Origin of the sequence: Bacillus sp. GbtcB10, from assembly GCF_019091365.1 — a bacterium.
Classification (GTDB): domain Bacteria; phylum Bacillota; class Bacilli; order Bacillales; family Bacillaceae; genus Bacillus; species Bacillus altitudinis.
In genome coordinates, this window is sequence record NZ_JAGXJP010000002.1 from 871,133 (window position 1) to 886,846 (window position 15,714).

The window sequence follows — 15,714 nt, forward strand, 5'->3', positions numbered from 1 at the left end:
ATAACTGAATTTCCCTTCTAGATCGACCTTTCATTGTTCTTCTCTCATAGCTAAAATAGCTTTATTTCATATATTCAGATGGTATTTTCGACCATAAACTTAAAACTAATAGTATCTATCACGTTTTTAGACTTCCAAAAAAAAGATTTTACTCATTTGAATAAACAATCAATGATCATTACAATAACGTACATCTCATGACATAAGGTCCTTTTTATTACCTCCTGTCAATCACCTCTCTGAAACGATTATATTTTACCAAAAATTGTGATATCGTTTTTTATTGAAACAGGCGAAAGGATGTTAAAGAGGTGAAATTTCCATGACGATCATTTCAGCTGAACAGGTGGGGAACCGTTTAAATGATTGGCGAATTGCCATTCGTAAGCATGATGTACACAATGCAAAGACAATCTACACAGAATTAAAGGAATTACTTCAAGAGATGGAAGAGAATCAGGAGGTCTTGACCTACTATTCATTGCTAGAAGGCAAGTTTAAGCTCATGTTATATGAACGAAGGGGTAAAAAACTGAATGAACCGACAGTGCTAGAATACCCTTCTAAAACAAACGACTTAATTGAATACTATTTTTACCTATATAAAGCCCTTTACGCTTCATATAACAGAGACTATGCATCAGCCATCGGACTGTTTAAAATTGCTGAGAAAAAACTGCAAAACATTCCTGATGAAATAGAAGTAGCAGAATTCCATACGAAGGTCGCAAACCTATATATGATGCTTCGCCAAAGCCTGATTTCACTTCATTATATTCAGAATGCCATCGATATTTTCAAAGGTCATGATGGCTATGAAAGAAGACTGGCAGCAGCTTTTGTGATCGCAGCCACCAACTTCATGGATATTGGCGATTTCAAAAGAGCTGAGAATTACTACACAAAAGCATTACACATCTCAAATCAATTAAACGATCATTTTCTAGCATCACAGCTTTATCACAATATCAGTATTCTATATGCCGAAGCTGGAGAATCAAAAAAATGTATTGATGCCCTAGAAAAGGCTCTTAGTGATGATGACTACCTTTCATCTTGTTATTTCGAACACTCCATGTTTATGTTACTAAAAGAGCTGCTCTCCATTGATGAAAAGTCGCAAGCTCTCTATTATTTTGAATTAGTCAAACAAAAACAAGAAATAGACAGAAACCCCATCTATACAGCAAAAATGAATTTTCTCTATCACCTATATTTCACTGAAGACATATCCAAAAAAGCTCAAACCTGTTTCGATGACATCAGTATTCTGAAAGAATTAAAGGATGTTGAAGGTGCCCGTGAATTAAGTGCACTAGCTGCCAAACACTTTGAAGAGCTGGGTTCAATTCACCAAGCATATCTCTTTTTGAAGGATGCCTATCAATTGGAACACACTACACTTAATTGGAGGAATTATGATGAAAAAAGTGAGTTTACTCATTTTCGCTTTAGCCATCGTTGTTTTCGGACAAACGGTGTCTTACAATTCGTTAAATGATACAAATCTTAACCCAACAGAACGACCTATTGGAACATAAACCGTACAATACAAATAACCACTTGCCTCATTACAAGGCAAGTGGTCCACATTTATTTTAGTTCTTGATAAGAAATGAGGCGGTGAATATGTACCGCCAGATACGTAAGTTCGTCATTTGGAATAACAATACTGTGCACCTGTTTAATATAATCTTTGATTTTGAAAGCCACATCCATCGCTTGAGGATACAAGTGTGCAATTTGTTCAAACAACTCATTTTCTTGATCTGATAATAATTTATTTGCGTAAAATCTTTCAACAAAGAATTTCACATGTGTAATAAATCGGCTGTAATGAATATTCTCTTGATCCATTTTCATATTCAACGTATAGCGGACGAGATTCACAATACTTCCGATCATCTTGGCATACTTCATGCCATCTTTGGAATCGGACTCTTCACCTAACGCATTAATTAAATGGAAGGCGATATTGGCCGCTTCTTCCTTTGGTAATTGTATGCCCAATGTATTGTTGACTAACTCAAGCGCATAATTACCTACTTCAAATTCTTCGGTATAGTAGTTTTTGATTTCCCAGTATACTCGATTTGTAATATTAATATTCTTCTTGTGCCGTTCTACTGCAAAATTCAAGTGGTCCATCAAGGTAAAATAGACACCAGAATTCAGACTCGAGTTTAAGCGTTTTTCAGCATATTGAACAATATGCTGAGTTAAATCGATAAACTCTTGTGGCATTGAATCTAATAGTTGGAGAAACTCCTTCGCTCTCATGTTATCGACAGACATAAACACTTGATCTGCCTTCTTTTCTTCAATCATTTGACCTGGTTTTTGTCCATAACCAATCCCCCGGCCGAATAGAACCATCTCCTGTTGGTTCTGATCTTCAGCCAGAACCACACTCGAGTTTAAAACTTTTTTGATTTTAAACATCGTCATCACCTGTTTTCATGATTGTGGTTTTTCAATCAAGCGATTCACCATTTGTTTCAATGACCTTTTTATACCAATAAAATGAGTCTTTACGAGAACGTTTTAATGTACCGTTTCCATCGTCATCTTGATCTACATGAATGAACCCGTATCGTTTTGACATCTGTGATGTACCTGCACTAATAATATCAATTGAGCCCCAGCTCGTATATCCGAAGAGGTCAACGCCTTCTTCCACCGCTTCTCTCATTTGGCGGAAATGCTCTTTGAAATAGTTAATACGATAATCATCGTGAATTGATCCATCACTTTCAACAACATCTTTTGCACCCATGCCGTTTTCTACAATGATCAGTGGTTTTTGATAACGATCATATAATTCTATTAAAGAAATTTTCAGACCAACCGGATCAATTTGCCATCCCCAATCAGTAGATGGAAGGTAAGGATTTTTGACCCCACGGATGGTATTTCCATCCGTTTTTTCTAATCCTTCATCAGCTGATTCAGTTAAAGACATATAGTAGCTGAACGAGATAAAATCTACTGTATTTTCTTTTAAAATAGAAAGATCATCTGATTCCATTTGGATATGAATGTTTTTTCTCTCAAGCATGCGCTTGATAAGCGGAGGGTATTCACCAAATACCTGAACATCTGAATAGAAATAGTTTTCTAAGTTTTGTTTCAATGCCCGCTCCACATCATTCGGATGACAAGTGTGCGGATACGTTGTTAATTTTGTCAGCATACACCCTACTTGACTGCCTGGTATGATGCGATGACAATCTGCTGTTACGAGTGCAGAGGCAATGAATTGATGATGGAGTGCTTGATAAACCGTCTCTTCCTCTTTCCCTTCTGGGCAGCGATCAGGAATAATTCCTGCTGTAATAAAAGAGTGGCGGTGAATACTATCTATTTCATTAAAGGTCAGCCAATATTTCACATCATGTTTATAGCGTTCAAAACATACATTGGCGAACTTAACAAAGAGATCAACGACTTTTCTTTCAACCCAGCCATTATATTTCACGCTCAGTGCTAACGGCATTTCATAATGTGACAGCGTCACAATCGGTTCTATGTTGTGTTTTTTCATTTCTGCAAATAAACGATCGTAAAATTGGAGTCCTTTTTCATTTGGTTCGTTCTCTTCTCCAGTTGGGAAGATACGGCTCCATGCAATAGAAATGCGAAGGGTTTTAAAACCCATTTCAGCAAATAGAGCCAAATCCTCTTTATAGTGATGATAGAAATCAACACCTCTGCGTTTTGGATACTTTTTATCATCTGGGTCTTTCATCGCTCGATCTATATTTTCAGAAGTAACAGCTAGATGCCCTTCATAATCTTCTACACTCAAATTAGACCGGTACATCGCAATATCAGCAACAGATGGGCCCTTTCCATCTACATTCCAAGCGCCTTCTGCTTGGTTGGCGGCAATGGCGCCGCCCCATAAAAATCCTTTTGGAAAACCTTTTATTGTCGTCATATGTTTAGCCTCCTAATTGGGTGATAACCATCAATGTATCTTGGCGATTGACCTCTTGTAATGGCTGTACCTTAATATCATATTGATCTGTATTCGTGATGACAGCAAGCGTAACTGGATCGTATCCTGCTTCCATGATTTTTTCTACATCAAATTCAATGAGTAAATCCCCTGCTTGTACACGATCTCCTGCCTGCACTTTTGGATAAAAATACTGTCCTTCCAACTGTACAGTATCAATGCCAATGTGGAATAATACTTCCACCCCTTTGTCCGTTTTCATACCAAGTGCATGGTTTGTTTCGAATAGCAAGGTGACCTCACCTTCTACTGGTGCATATAACGCTCCTTCTGAAGGAACAATGGCAATTCCGTCTCCCATGACCTTTGAAGAGAAAATATCATCTTTTACTTCAGCTAGAGAGATCATTTGACCAATCACAGGGCTTTTGAAAGTTTCCCCTGCTCCAATTTGTTCAGCAAATGCTTCTTGATCATTTGTCTTTTCTTCTACTTTTTTATCCTTACCTAATACAAAAGCAGCGATAAAAGCAACAACGAAGGAAATGACAGCTCCAATGACAGCAAACATTAGATTTCGTGGAAGCTCATCTGATATAAACATCGACATACTGGCTAACCCAGGGCCAACAAGTACAAATGCTTGTATACCAACTAATCCAATGAATATCCCACCAACAAATGAACCAATCATGACACTTCCAAGTACGCGTTTATTTTGAAGTGTCACACCATACAAAGCAGGCTCTGTGATGCCAAAAAATGCTGAAATTCCTGCCGAAATGGCTGTTGATCTGAGTACCTTGTCTTTCGTGCGTAGTGCCACTGCGAAACATGCTCCACTTTCCGCAATATTATGCGCAAGTGATGCTGGTAAATAAAGTGCTTCTTTCCCGAGGTTCCCCATCGTTGTCACTGCATAAGGGACCATTGCTTTGTGCATGCCTGATGCAACCATAAACGGGAGTACCGCTGCTAAAATTGCGACAGCTACCCAGCCTACTGTATTAAACATCGCAAGAATAACGGATGAAAACCCTTGTCCTGCTGTAAAACCAAGTGGTCCTAATAACAGTAACGTAACGGGTACAGTAATGACTAATGACATCATTGGGACAAAGAAAATCCGAATTGGTTTTGGTGAAAATCGTGTGAAGAATTTTTCCATTTGAGCGTAAAGCAATACAGAAAGGATTGCTGGAAACACTTGATACGCATAAGCTATATTTTTTACGTCGAATGACATTAATTGCGCACCTTCAGTAAGCATGGCTGTCATGTTCGGAAGAAGGAGTGCACCGACTGCTGATAATGCGACCAGTGGGTTTACCTTTAGTTTATTTGCCGTTGTGACAGCGACTAGTAATGGCAGGAAGTATAGTGGTGCGTCACCCACCATGTTCAGTATTTGATAGGTTTGGCCTTTTGCATCCACCCAGCCTAATAAAGAGAAAAGGAGAAGAAATGATTTTAAAATCCCTCCGCCTGCGATAGCCGGAACAAGCGGCTGGAAGACACCCACAATGAAATCTAATAGAACTGTGCCTACTTTTCTTTTTTCTTTTGGCTGATTGGATGGCACGCCTTGCCCAGACGAGCTGCCTCCCATTAAATTTGTTACCTGTTGATACACTTCAATCACGTCATTTCCAATGACCACTTGGCATTGTCCTGACATTCTGACAGCTATGACACCTGGTGTTTTTTCTAATGCTGGCACATCTGCTTTTTTCTGATCAATTAGTGTGAAGCGAAGTCTTGTTGAGCAGTGCTCAAGGTGCGCAATGTTTTCTTTACCACCTACATGCTGTAAAACGTCTTTGGCGACTTGTGTGTAATCCATTTTTTCTCCTCCTTTTCTCATACATGAGACCTATATTTTGGCAATAAAAAAAGGATCTAAAACGACAAATTAAAGAAATTCATCGTTTTTAGATCCTGCCTGCATGACCAGTCACATGTCTAATTTATTTATATTGGATTTGTTTTTAGTATATATTGATTATATGAAAGCGTCAACATTTATTTTTCTAAAAATTATTAAGGTCTATATACCTAAATTAATTTTCTTTAATTTAGTTGAAGCAACCTTTCTCACTTTTTTTATACACCAATATTTTTTATCATCAATAAGAACTCTTTATTAATAAAAAACCAGATAAGTTCACTCATCTGGTTTCTTATCATCTATTTTTTTCTTTCTTCCGCCTGCTTTTTGAATGCTTTCGCTTGTTTTTGGTATTCCTGTTTCGTAACTGCTTTTAACTCTACAGTACCGCCTGTCATTTTAAATGGAAGTTTGATTGATTTTACATCTCGATCAGTGGAACCTATAATGATTCCATCTTCAATTGAAGGCTCATAGCCCATAAAAAAAGTTCTTCCATCCGTTTCACCCGAGACTTCTAATCTCATTTCTTTATAAGACTTACAATCTTCTTCAGGAACAGTTGTGATTAGAAGGGAGCCGGTCCATCCAATCTCAATATGCATGGTTTTCACCTGTAAAAATAATTGTTTGTCCTTTGCCGTATAGAGAAAGCCATATACCTTTGCCACTTTCTCCTTGAAGTTTCTCATACTATCATAAAACCTATCTTCAGCGGTATCGAATAGATAATCATATCGTTTTTGAATCTCTTTATGATATTTATCTAGCTTTTTTTGATTGATTGCCTTATATATCATACTTTTCTTTTCGCCTTGTTTTTTTACTGAAAGGTCTTTTCCTGAAAAGTGAACTTCGTATACGATCGTTTCTTTACCTTGTGTGACTTTGAATTCATACCCATTTTCTTTTGAACTGCCAGATACGACAAATTGTTTTTTATAGATTTGCGGATCCCACCTTACTTCTTCTATATACTTTTCATTCAAATGCCCCGTTACTTTGCCTTTATTCTCAGATATCTCAAACCAGCTCATTTTATCCTTCGTTTTATACGCAAATGCATAGGCATGATTCAATGAATTCTTTTGTGCGATTGCTTGATATGCTGTCCAGCCGCCTCCACCTAAGACGAGTACTGCCAGGATAGACACGACCCACATTTTCAATTTACTCATAGGTACCTCCACTCAAATATGTTTTGAAAAACCTTCATGATCCCTATTTATTCTGATCGTCCTGAAATGCCATTCACAACAATCATCTGTTCCAACACGATCTACTTTTGCCATTCTTTCGCCTTCTTTTTGAATGCTTCCGTTTGTTCTTGATATTCCTCTTTCGTGACCGCTTTAAATTCTATTGTCCCGCCTGCCATTTTAAAAGGAAATTTAATGTATGTTGCGTCTCGGTCAGTTTCCCCTAAAATAAAACCCTTTTCAATTGCAGGATAAGTACTCAAATCAAACATCATCCCATCTGAAACTCCACCGGCTGTATGTTTCGTTTCTTTATATGGTTCACCACCATCTCCTGGAACCTTTCTCATTAGAAAAGAACCTGCCCATTCAGACTGCATATACATTCGTTTTACTTTTAAAAATAGTTGGTATGAACCATCCTCTGCTGTATACAGATAACCATAAGCGCCTGTTACTTTCTTAATGAAGTTTCGTACATAATCATGAAATCTATTTTCCGTGTCATCCATCAGTTTCTCATATCGAGTATGAATGTCCTGTTGAACAGCACGTAGGTTTTTTTGATCAACTGCTTTGTATGTGATGCTGTGCTTTTCACCTTGTTTTTTCACAGAAAGATCTTTTTCGGCAAGGTGAACTTCATATGTGACCGTTTCTTTCCCTTGCTTCACATAAAATTCGTAACCGTTTTCAATTGATTTCCCAGTTAATTGATATTTGTTGATAAATAGATTGGGATCATAATGCCTTTTCGGATTTTCCTCTAAAATGGTTTCGTTCAGCTGGCCTGTTACTTTTCCGTTTCTCTCCGTTACCTTGAACCAGTTCACACGATCATGAGTCTTATATGCAAAGGCGTAGGGATGATTCAAACCACTCTTTTGTGCGATTGCTTGATAGGCTATCCAGCCGCCTCCACCAATCAGTAGTACCGCCAGAATAGTCATGATCCAGATTTTCGATTTACTCATATGTCCCCTCCAAACTATGATCGTTCATTCTATATGAAGGATTCATCTCATTGATTAACAAATCAGTGATCTCTTCACCTCCTTTCTAGCATTTATTTTTTTCTCATACCTCTTGTATCTGCAGTTATACATCGTTTATTATATATCTAAATGATATATCTTTTAGATAGGTGTGTTGATCAATGAAAAAATACAATGATACGACGTATGCGATTTTGGGGATTTTAACGACAGATTGTAAGTCTGGGTATGAAGTGAAGCAATTAATTGATAGGAGCTTGCATCACTTTTGGAAAATTAGTTATGGACAAATTTATCCAGCTTTAAAGTTAATAGTCGAGGAAGGGCTTGCGAAGGTTTCACCCACTTCTACAACTGGCCGCTCAGACAAGCGGGAATATCACCTAACTGAAAAAGGGCTGGACACGTTGAGGCAATGGCTGGCACAGCCGCTCGATCAAGTACCATCAGAACGAAATGAGGTGTTATTAAAGTTATTTTTTGGTCAATATCTTTCGTTTGAGAAAAAATTGGTGCTTTTACAGGATTATGAGAGGCAGCTCCGTATCCGTTATGAGACATATGTTGCGATTGAACAAAACATTCAAGAGCTATATCCAGATGAAGCTGATGCGAAGTATTGGCTGTATACGTTAGATTACGGAAAGAAAGTGGCGCAGGCTGGAATTGATTGGTGCGTGGAGACCTGTGAATCGATGAAGAAAGAAGGGTGAACAAATGAAAAAAAATATACGTGCTGGCAGGTATACAACAGACAATTCTGAGCCGATTGTTGTGTTCATCATCGGAATGAGAATCAATAAACGCTGGGCTGTCCATCAATGGCTGCCAGTATTTAAGGCGATGCCGGGGATGATCAAAGAACTTTATACACATCAAGAAGAACTTGGTTTTCTCGGGACAGAAAATTACTTCGGTTTACGCACCACCACCATGATCCAATATTGGAAATCAACAGAGGACCTCCTTGCCTATGCCAAGATGGAGAAGCATTTGGCTGCTTGGAAAGGATTTAACCAAAGAGCACGACATAATGACGCGGTCGGAATTTATCATGAAACGTATCAAATTCAAGCCGGCTCATATGAATCTATCTACGTGAACATGCCTTCATATGGATTGAGCCAAGCGAAAGCACCCATCCTAATTGGAAAAAGGAAAGGAAAAGAAACCGCAAAAGAACGCCTTTCCACAACAAATTCCTAGAGCTGGTTCTCTAGGAATTTCTTTTTGCAACCATCACAAAATGTTTTAATATGCGGGCAGTTAATCCCCAAATGGTGTAACGATTGTAATCATAAAACCACTCTTCAATCGAACGACTCCCCCAGCTGTATTTTTCACCATTCATGATTTTTTCATAAGGAAAGTCCTCTCCTGGTGTTGGCTGCACCGATACATGGTGTAAGTACGGTTCGTATTGGCTGAGCCATGATAGAGGCACAGTAAAGGTCTCCTCTACTTCTTCTTGATTAAAGGAATGTTTGACCTGCTGTTCATCAATGATCCCGACAAATGGATATACCACAAAGGATGGTGAGGCAATATAAGGGCTGAGCTGTCCTAAAACCTTGACGGATTCGGGCGGAATCCCTAGTTCTTCATATGTTTCCCGCAGTGCAGCTTCTTGTGCGGTTTCGCCGCCGTCGAGTTTGCCTCCTGGGAAGCTAATATCGCCAGGCTGTTTTCTCATCGTCAGTGATCGCACTTCAAATAAAACATGCCATTCCCCGTTTACTTGCACCAAAGGGACAAGGACTGCCGCTTTGAACGCTGTCTCTTCTCCGATAAATAGCGGCTGTGATTGATGTAAGTCACTTTTTAATTGATCAATGAACATGGGCATCACCTATTTTCTGTTTCTCTTTTCTTTAGCGTATCATTGATTCTCTTTTGAATAAAGGCGATCTTTCTGACAATTACTTTTATCATTTTGACAAATATACTTGTCAAAATGAATATAATACTTTACAATCAAGATAACATTTTGATCAGAGTTGAGGTGACAGAATGAAAAATCGGCTAAAAGAGCTGCGGGCACGTGATGGTTTAAACCAAACGGAGCTTGCGAAACGGGCAAAGGTTTCCCGCCAGACGATCAGCTTAATGGAACGAGATGAATTAATGCCGTCTCTCTTACTTGCTATGAGGCTTTCACGTATTTTTCAAGAACCCATTGAACATATTTTTCTATTTGAGGAGGATGAACTCACATGAAAACTGTATACAAAATGCTCTTAGGTGCTCTCCTTGGTTTTCTCGGTGCTTACTGTTTGCTGGCAGCCGAATTCGAGCTGACACTTCTGCAAGCTGCATTTGAGGCGACTCTTGTCATCACTGGCCTGACAGTTCTATTCATCATTTATTGTTTTTCAGGCATTTCACGCATGAAGAAAAGAGTCTCTCTTTCAGTATCTGGTGATGAGGAGGATGAACTAGAGGTAAAACAGTACCGAACTTTTACTGATGTAACGTTAGCTAATACGGTGAGTACCATTTTATCGATTATTGCAATTGGAATTTCCATCGTAACCGAGCAGCCACTCTGGCTGATTCTCGCAAATGCTGCCTTATTTTTGATCACCGTCATTCTTTCTTATGGATCGATCTCTGTCCTAAAGCTCGTCTATCCTAATCGTCACCTACCTAGTCCAACCGATAAAGATTATGGCAAAAAACTGCTCGCCATTTCTGATGAAGGCGAAAAGCATGTGATGCTCGATGGGCTTTTTCACACTTTCCAAATGATGAATATTTTATTGACCGGTGCCATGTTTATTTTGATTGTCTATTCTCTTGGCGCCAATCACTCTCAGCTCTTCTCCATCATCGTCGTTGGACTTGTTCTGATCATTCTTAATGCATACTATATGTTGAAGATTCGAAATCGTTAAATAAGCAAAAGCACAGCCATTTAAAAAGGCTGTGCTTTTTTCGTTCATTATGCTGAACGGCGTTTCTTTCGTGCATAAATCAAAAATAGGAACCCAAACCATACGGGTGTCAATAATAGTGCTGGCCGTGTTGCATCAGCGAAAAGCATGATGACAAGAATGGAAGCAAAAAGCACAAGAACCGCTATATTCACAAAAGGTGTAAATGGCGCTTTAAAGGTAGACGCCTTATGCAGTTCAGGACGTGTCTTCTTATATTTCAGATGGCATATTAAAATAATACTCCATACCCAAATGAAACAAATGGCACTGATCGTTGTCACAATACCAAAGGCTTGTTCAGGAATCAGCTTGCTTAAAAGAGCCCCTACTGACACCACAATTGTCGAAACAAACAGGGCATTACTTGGAACAGCATGCTTATTTAGTCGGCCAAAAGATGCCGGTCCTTGTTTTTGATGACTGAGATTATACAAAATTCGGCTCGTTGAGAACATACCGCTATTACAAGCAGACGCCGCAGATGTCAGGACGACAAAGTTGATGAGTCCCGCCGCTACTGGTATCCCAATGAGCCCAAAGGTTTTCACAAAAGGACTTTCTGATGCACTGAGTTCTGTCCATGGGTTGATGCATAGTAATACAAAAATCGCACCTACATAGAAAAATAGAATTCTTAATGGAATTTTATTAATCGCAGACGGGATGTTTTTTTGCGGATTCGCTGTTTCTGCTGCTGACACACCGACAAGTTCCACGCCCACATACGCAAAAATCACCATCTGAAATGACAATAAGAAGCCTGTCACACCATTTGGAAATAATCCTCCGTGTGACCACAGATTCGTTACCGTCACGGGTCCTGCATCTGTTTGAAAACCAATGATTAACAGGACAATTCCAACGCCAATCAACAGTAATATCGTAATCACTTTAATAAGTGCAAACCAAAATTCCATTTCTCCAAAAAGCTTCACCGTTAATAAATTAAATCCTAGCAAAATCAATAAACAAATAATAGCAGGAATCCACTGCGGAATATCAAACCAGTACTGCACATACACCCCGACCGCAATAACATCCGCCATCGCTGTCATAATCCAGCAAAACCAATATGTCCATCCTGTCACAAAGGAAGCCCATGGTCCAAGATAATCCTCTGCTATATCCGTTAAAGACTGATAGCCCGCCTTAGATAAGAGCAATTCTCCAAGTGCCCTCATGACAAAAAAGATGGCCATTCCGACAATTAAGTACGCAAAAATGATCGATGGTCCTGCCAATTGAATGGCTTTTCCAGACCCTAAAAACAGCCCAGTTCCAATCGTTCCGCCAATGGCAATTAATTGAACATGACGGTTTGATAAATCTCGCTTTAACTCTTGTTGTGCCAATTTCAACACCCTCCTACGACACGATCCTATACTGAAATAATGAACTCGCAAAAAGTCCATAAAAAAAGAGATTGGATGCGCTCCAATCTCACGGTCATAAAAGAATAGCAAAATAGAGAAAAGCAATACACAGTATGATCCATGCATCACAAATACAATATTTCGTACTCTTCTGTCCTTTTGCCTGAGATTGTGAACCCTTCGGCGCCGCACATACATGCGGTCTCTCCAGAAGCTGCTCCTGCCATAGTGTGACCCACAGCAATCATAGCCTTCGATATTTACTTTAAATGTTGCTATTTCTGAATAATTTTATATTTTACGCCTCTAAAAGAAAGCTGTCAATGGTAATCTTTTAAGATGTTGTTTCCTCCATATCTGAAGCTGATATGACATCACTTCATCAACACCCCTTGATTAAGGTATAATGAAACAAAGAATGTTCGGCTCGTTTGGTGGAGACATCCATCTTGATGATGAACCATAGTTAGGCAATCCAATGAAGTTGGTGAAGACAAATGAAAAAAATGAACAAACAGCGTGTGACATTACAAGAAGTCGCTCGGCATGCCGGTGTATCGACTTCAACGGCCTCACTCGTTGTTCGCAACAACCCTAGGATCTCTGAAGCCACCCGGAAAAAAGTGCTGCAATCCATGGAGGATTTGGGATACGTGTACGATCGCGTCGCTGCCAACATGCGGTCGAAAAGTTCAAATATTGTGGGTGTGATCGTCACGGATATTTCAAACACCTTTATTTCTGAATTTTTAATTGGTGTGCAAACCACACTTGAGTCACTTGGCTATACCGTTTTACTTGGGACAACCTTTGATAGTGTGGATAAGCAGGAACGGCTCATTTCCACAATGGTAGAGCACCGAGTGGGTGGAATCATCTTAAATCTAGCATCGAAGAGCTCGACACGAACGGTGAAACAATTAAACAACATTCGCACACCAAAAGTATTGGCAAATCGTGAATTAGCAGATGTCCATTGTGATTATGTCGGCGTTGATTATGAACAAGGCACTTGGATGGCGGTCCGTCATCTTCTTCAAAAAGGGCATCGCCGCATCGCCTTCTTAGGTGGAATCAAATCCTCCTCGACTTGGATTGAACGGATGAAAGGGTTCAAAAGAGCCCATGATGATGAGGACCTGGCGATGGATGAATCTCTTATTATCGATATGGTGCCTACCCGTGAAGGCGGGAAAGAAGCCCTTGCCCAAGTGATTGACCTTCCCGAACCACCTACTGCTATTTTTTGCTTCAGTGATTTAGTGGCGTTTGGGGTGATTCAAGAATTGGCAGCGCGTGACATCAAGCCTGGTGAAGACATTGATGTAGTTGGATTCGATAACATCCCTGAAGCGGAGATGTATCACCCGCCGCTCACCACAGTCTCATCTTTTCCACGATCCATTGGAGTCAAAGCAGCCAACCTTTTGTATCATAAAATGAACGAGCAGGATGAAGAACTGCAGCGATTGATATTAAAGCCTCAACTTCATATTCGAGAAACCTCGACATGATCATGAAAAGGAGAATTGCAAAGCGATTCTCCTTTCAGATTATTGACAAAGGGCTAAAATGAACTTGATTTTAGCCCTTTGTCTTCTTTTCAGCGTGATAGAAAACCTTTGCAGTCTAGGAAGGACGAGCACCGGAGCAGAGCGAATTTGACATTCGTGAGCACCGGAGCGCAGGACTGACAAAGAATGCGAGGGTTTGTCTACACGCTGAAAGGAGAATTGCAAAGCGATTCTCCTTTTTTTATTGAGCAAGTCAACTATTTCTTTATTACATTTTTCTTTTTTTAAATCGCAAAGTCATAAACTTGACACATTTTATACACAGGAGTATATTTATCTCGTTGCTTCTTTTAGTATATCGTTATACCTTTTGTGAACATATCGTTATTTATGATATCAACTACAGTTAAAGATGGATCTTTTGATTCTGATCAAATCGAGGAAGTCCATCAACTTATGATAACTGTTATTATTTTTAATTATTTAGTAGAACGATGTACTTATTTGAAGAACAGATGAATATTCATTATTTTTTCATCAATCACACAAGGGGTGTTGTGATGGACTTAATATTATTTACGTTTAAGGAAATAACAAAGGGTAACAAGAATTTGGCCCGAACAGGGTTTCAAATATAGGAGTGGGAACATGAAAAATCCATACATTAAATCATCACTTGGCATGTACTTAAACTATTTCATGCTAGGCATGATCAATATTATTGTGGCATCAAACATGGAAAGCTTATCTGAACGCTACCATGTAGATATTCCAAAAATCAGCTTGCTTGTATCAGCAATCGGTATCGGTAAATTAATTGCTCTCTTTTTCTCTGGCCGGCTGGCAGACAGCTGGGGGCGAAAACCTGTCATTATTACAGGTAACTTTCTCTACTTATTATTCTTAATTGGGATTCCAACGACGACCAATTATACATTGGCTTTCATTTTTGCCATTTCCGCAGGGATTGCAAACTCATTGCTTGATTCAGGGACATATCCTGCTTTGACAGAGTCATTTCCTAAAAAAGCAAGTTCAGCTTCTGTATTAGTGAAGGCGTCTGTATCAATTGGTGCGACTGTTCTTCCATTTATCTTGGCATTCCTTATCGCACATGACATCTTCTGGGGCTGGGCATTCTTTGGTCTAGGACTTCTTTATTTACTTGTAGGCATTTACTTGATCTTTATGCCGTTCCCAAATCATAAGCAAACGGCTTCTCAAAACGATCTTCCCGTTCAAGAGCAAATGAAGGAAGAACCGAAAATGTTTGGTGAAGGTTTAGCTGTTGTACTTATGGGATTCACGTCTACTGCATTATTTGTCGTATGGCAAACTTGGCTTCCACAGCTCGGGTTGAAATTGATTGGGCTTGGCTCAGGACAAGCGACACAGCTTCTTTCTTATTTTAGTATTGGTGCACTCGTATCTGTTCTATTGCTTTCAATCGTATTAGATAAATTCATTTCACCAATTATGGTCGCTATTATTTACCCAATCGGGGCATTCCTTGCCATGCTTTCACTATTTCAAATCGAAACATACGGCATTGTCATTGTTAGTACCTTTTTCTTAGGATTATTTACAGCCGGCATTTTCCAGTTGGCGATGAGTATTATGATGAAATTATTCCCTACAAACAAAGCAACAGCTTCATCATATGTCAACATTGCGGCAAGCTCAGCGTTTATCCTTGTTCCGCTGATTACAAGCGGACTCGTTAGCACGTACGATATTAAAATGACTTTATTCTTCGATATGATCATTGCGGTCATCAGCGTATTGTTAGCAGTCTTTGTTTTACGACGCATGAAAAAATTGTTTAGATAATTAAAGGAGATGTCAATC

At 39.2% G+C, this 15,714-nt stretch carries 14 protein-coding genes and 1 riboswitch; of the genes, 7 read left to right on the top strand and 7 right to left on the bottom strand.

Annotated features, from left to right (window positions below; all coding sequences use genetic code 11):
- Positions 1-322 precede the first annotated feature (322 nt).
- Positions 323-1,501, top strand: a complete 1,179-nt coding sequence (locus tag KVT11_RS09775; RefSeq protein WP_008347380.1) for a response regulator aspartate phosphatase — start codon at positions 323-325, stop codon at positions 1,499-1,501.
- Between the two features lie 92 nt (positions 1,502-1,593).
- Here the strand turns inward: KVT11_RS09775 and KVT11_RS09780 are convergent, their stop codons facing one another.
- From KVT11_RS09780 to KVT11_RS09800, 5 genes are all read right to left on the bottom strand, one after another.
- Positions 1,594-2,442 (bottom strand): PRD domain-containing protein, encoded by an 849-nt coding sequence (locus tag KVT11_RS09780; protein ID WP_008347382.1) that lies wholly within the window; start codon positions 2,440-2,442, stop codon positions 1,594-1,596.
- Positions 2,443-2,473: 31 nt separating this feature from the next.
- On the bottom strand, positions 2,474-3,940 hold the full coding sequence (locus KVT11_RS09785) for a glycoside hydrolase family 1 protein (protein ID WP_116306546.1): 1,467 nt from the start codon (positions 3,938-3,940) through the stop codon (positions 2,474-2,476).
- Positions 3,941-3,944: 4 nt separating this feature from the next.
- Positions 3,945-5,804, bottom strand: coding sequence for a beta-glucoside-specific PTS transporter subunit IIABC (locus tag KVT11_RS09790; protein WP_116306548.1), 1,860 nt, complete (start codon positions 5,802-5,804; stop codon positions 3,945-3,947).
- A gap of 344 nt (positions 5,805-6,148) precedes the next feature.
- Positions 6,149-7,027 carry a hypothetical protein gene (locus KVT11_RS09795; RefSeq protein ID WP_116306550.1) on the bottom strand — a complete coding sequence of 293 codons (879 nt, stop codon included), beginning with the start codon at positions 7,025-7,027 and terminating at the stop codon, positions 6,149-6,151.
- A gap of 101 nt (positions 7,028-7,128) precedes the next feature.
- Positions 7,129-8,022: a hypothetical protein gene (locus tag KVT11_RS09800; RefSeq protein WP_116306552.1), complete on the bottom strand. Its 894-nt coding sequence runs from the start codon at positions 8,020-8,022 to the stop codon at positions 7,129-7,131.
- Between the two features lie 182 nt (positions 8,023-8,204).
- Here KVT11_RS09800 and KVT11_RS09805 point away from each other — a divergent pair, with 182 nt between their 5' ends.
- Positions 8,205-8,756 (top strand): PadR family transcriptional regulator, encoded by a 552-nt coding sequence (locus KVT11_RS09805; protein WP_060832788.1) that lies wholly within the window; start codon positions 8,205-8,207, stop codon positions 8,754-8,756.
- A 4-nt stretch (positions 8,757-8,760) separates the two neighbouring features.
- Positions 8,761-9,249 (top strand): DUF4188 domain-containing protein, encoded by a 489-nt coding sequence (locus KVT11_RS09810; RefSeq protein ID WP_116306554.1) that lies wholly within the window; start codon positions 8,761-8,763, stop codon positions 9,247-9,249.
- A gap of 10 nt (positions 9,250-9,259) precedes the next feature.
- On the opposite strand, the gene KVT11_RS09815 is transcribed toward KVT11_RS09810, so the two are convergent.
- Positions 9,260-9,883, bottom strand: coding sequence for an NUDIX hydrolase (locus KVT11_RS09815; RefSeq protein ID WP_017368402.1), 624 nt, complete (start codon positions 9,881-9,883; stop codon positions 9,260-9,262).
- 170 nt (positions 9,884-10,053) lie between these two features.
- On the opposite strand from KVT11_RS09815, the gene KVT11_RS09820 reads away from it, so the two are divergent.
- Both KVT11_RS09820 and KVT11_RS09825 read left to right on the top strand, forming a co-directional pair.
- A complete protein-coding gene (locus tag KVT11_RS09820) occupies positions 10,054-10,260 on the top strand; it encodes a helix-turn-helix transcriptional regulator (RefSeq protein ID WP_008347396.1) in 207 nt (68 codons plus the stop codon).
- Positions 10,257-10,937 (top strand): DUF3169 family protein, encoded by a 681-nt coding sequence (locus KVT11_RS09825; protein WP_217609003.1) that lies wholly within the window; start codon positions 10,257-10,259, stop codon positions 10,935-10,937. Before KVT11_RS09820 ends, KVT11_RS09825 begins: the two co-directional genes overlap by 4 nt.
- Before the next feature lie 47 nt (positions 10,938-10,984).
- On the opposite strand, the gene KVT11_RS09830 is transcribed toward KVT11_RS09825, so the two are convergent.
- Positions 10,985-12,331, bottom strand: coding sequence for an amino acid permease (locus KVT11_RS09830; RefSeq protein ID WP_052320580.1), 1,347 nt, complete (start codon positions 12,329-12,331; stop codon positions 10,985-10,987).
- A gap of 162 nt (positions 12,332-12,493) precedes the next feature.
- A riboswitch (glycine riboswitch) is annotated at positions 12,494-12,573 on the bottom strand.
- A gap of 276 nt (positions 12,574-12,849) precedes the next feature.
- Here KVT11_RS09830 and KVT11_RS09835 point away from each other — a divergent pair.
- On the top strand, positions 12,850-13,866 hold the full coding sequence (locus KVT11_RS09835; RefSeq protein WP_008347412.1) for a LacI family DNA-binding transcriptional regulator: 1,017 nt from the start codon (positions 12,850-12,852) through the stop codon (positions 13,864-13,866).
- A gap of 648 nt (positions 13,867-14,514) precedes the next feature.
- A complete protein-coding gene (locus KVT11_RS09840; RefSeq protein WP_007497314.1) occupies positions 14,515-15,696 on the top strand; it encodes an MFS transporter in 1,182 nt (393 codons plus the stop codon).
- The last annotated feature ends 18 nt before the right edge of the window (positions 15,697-15,714 follow it).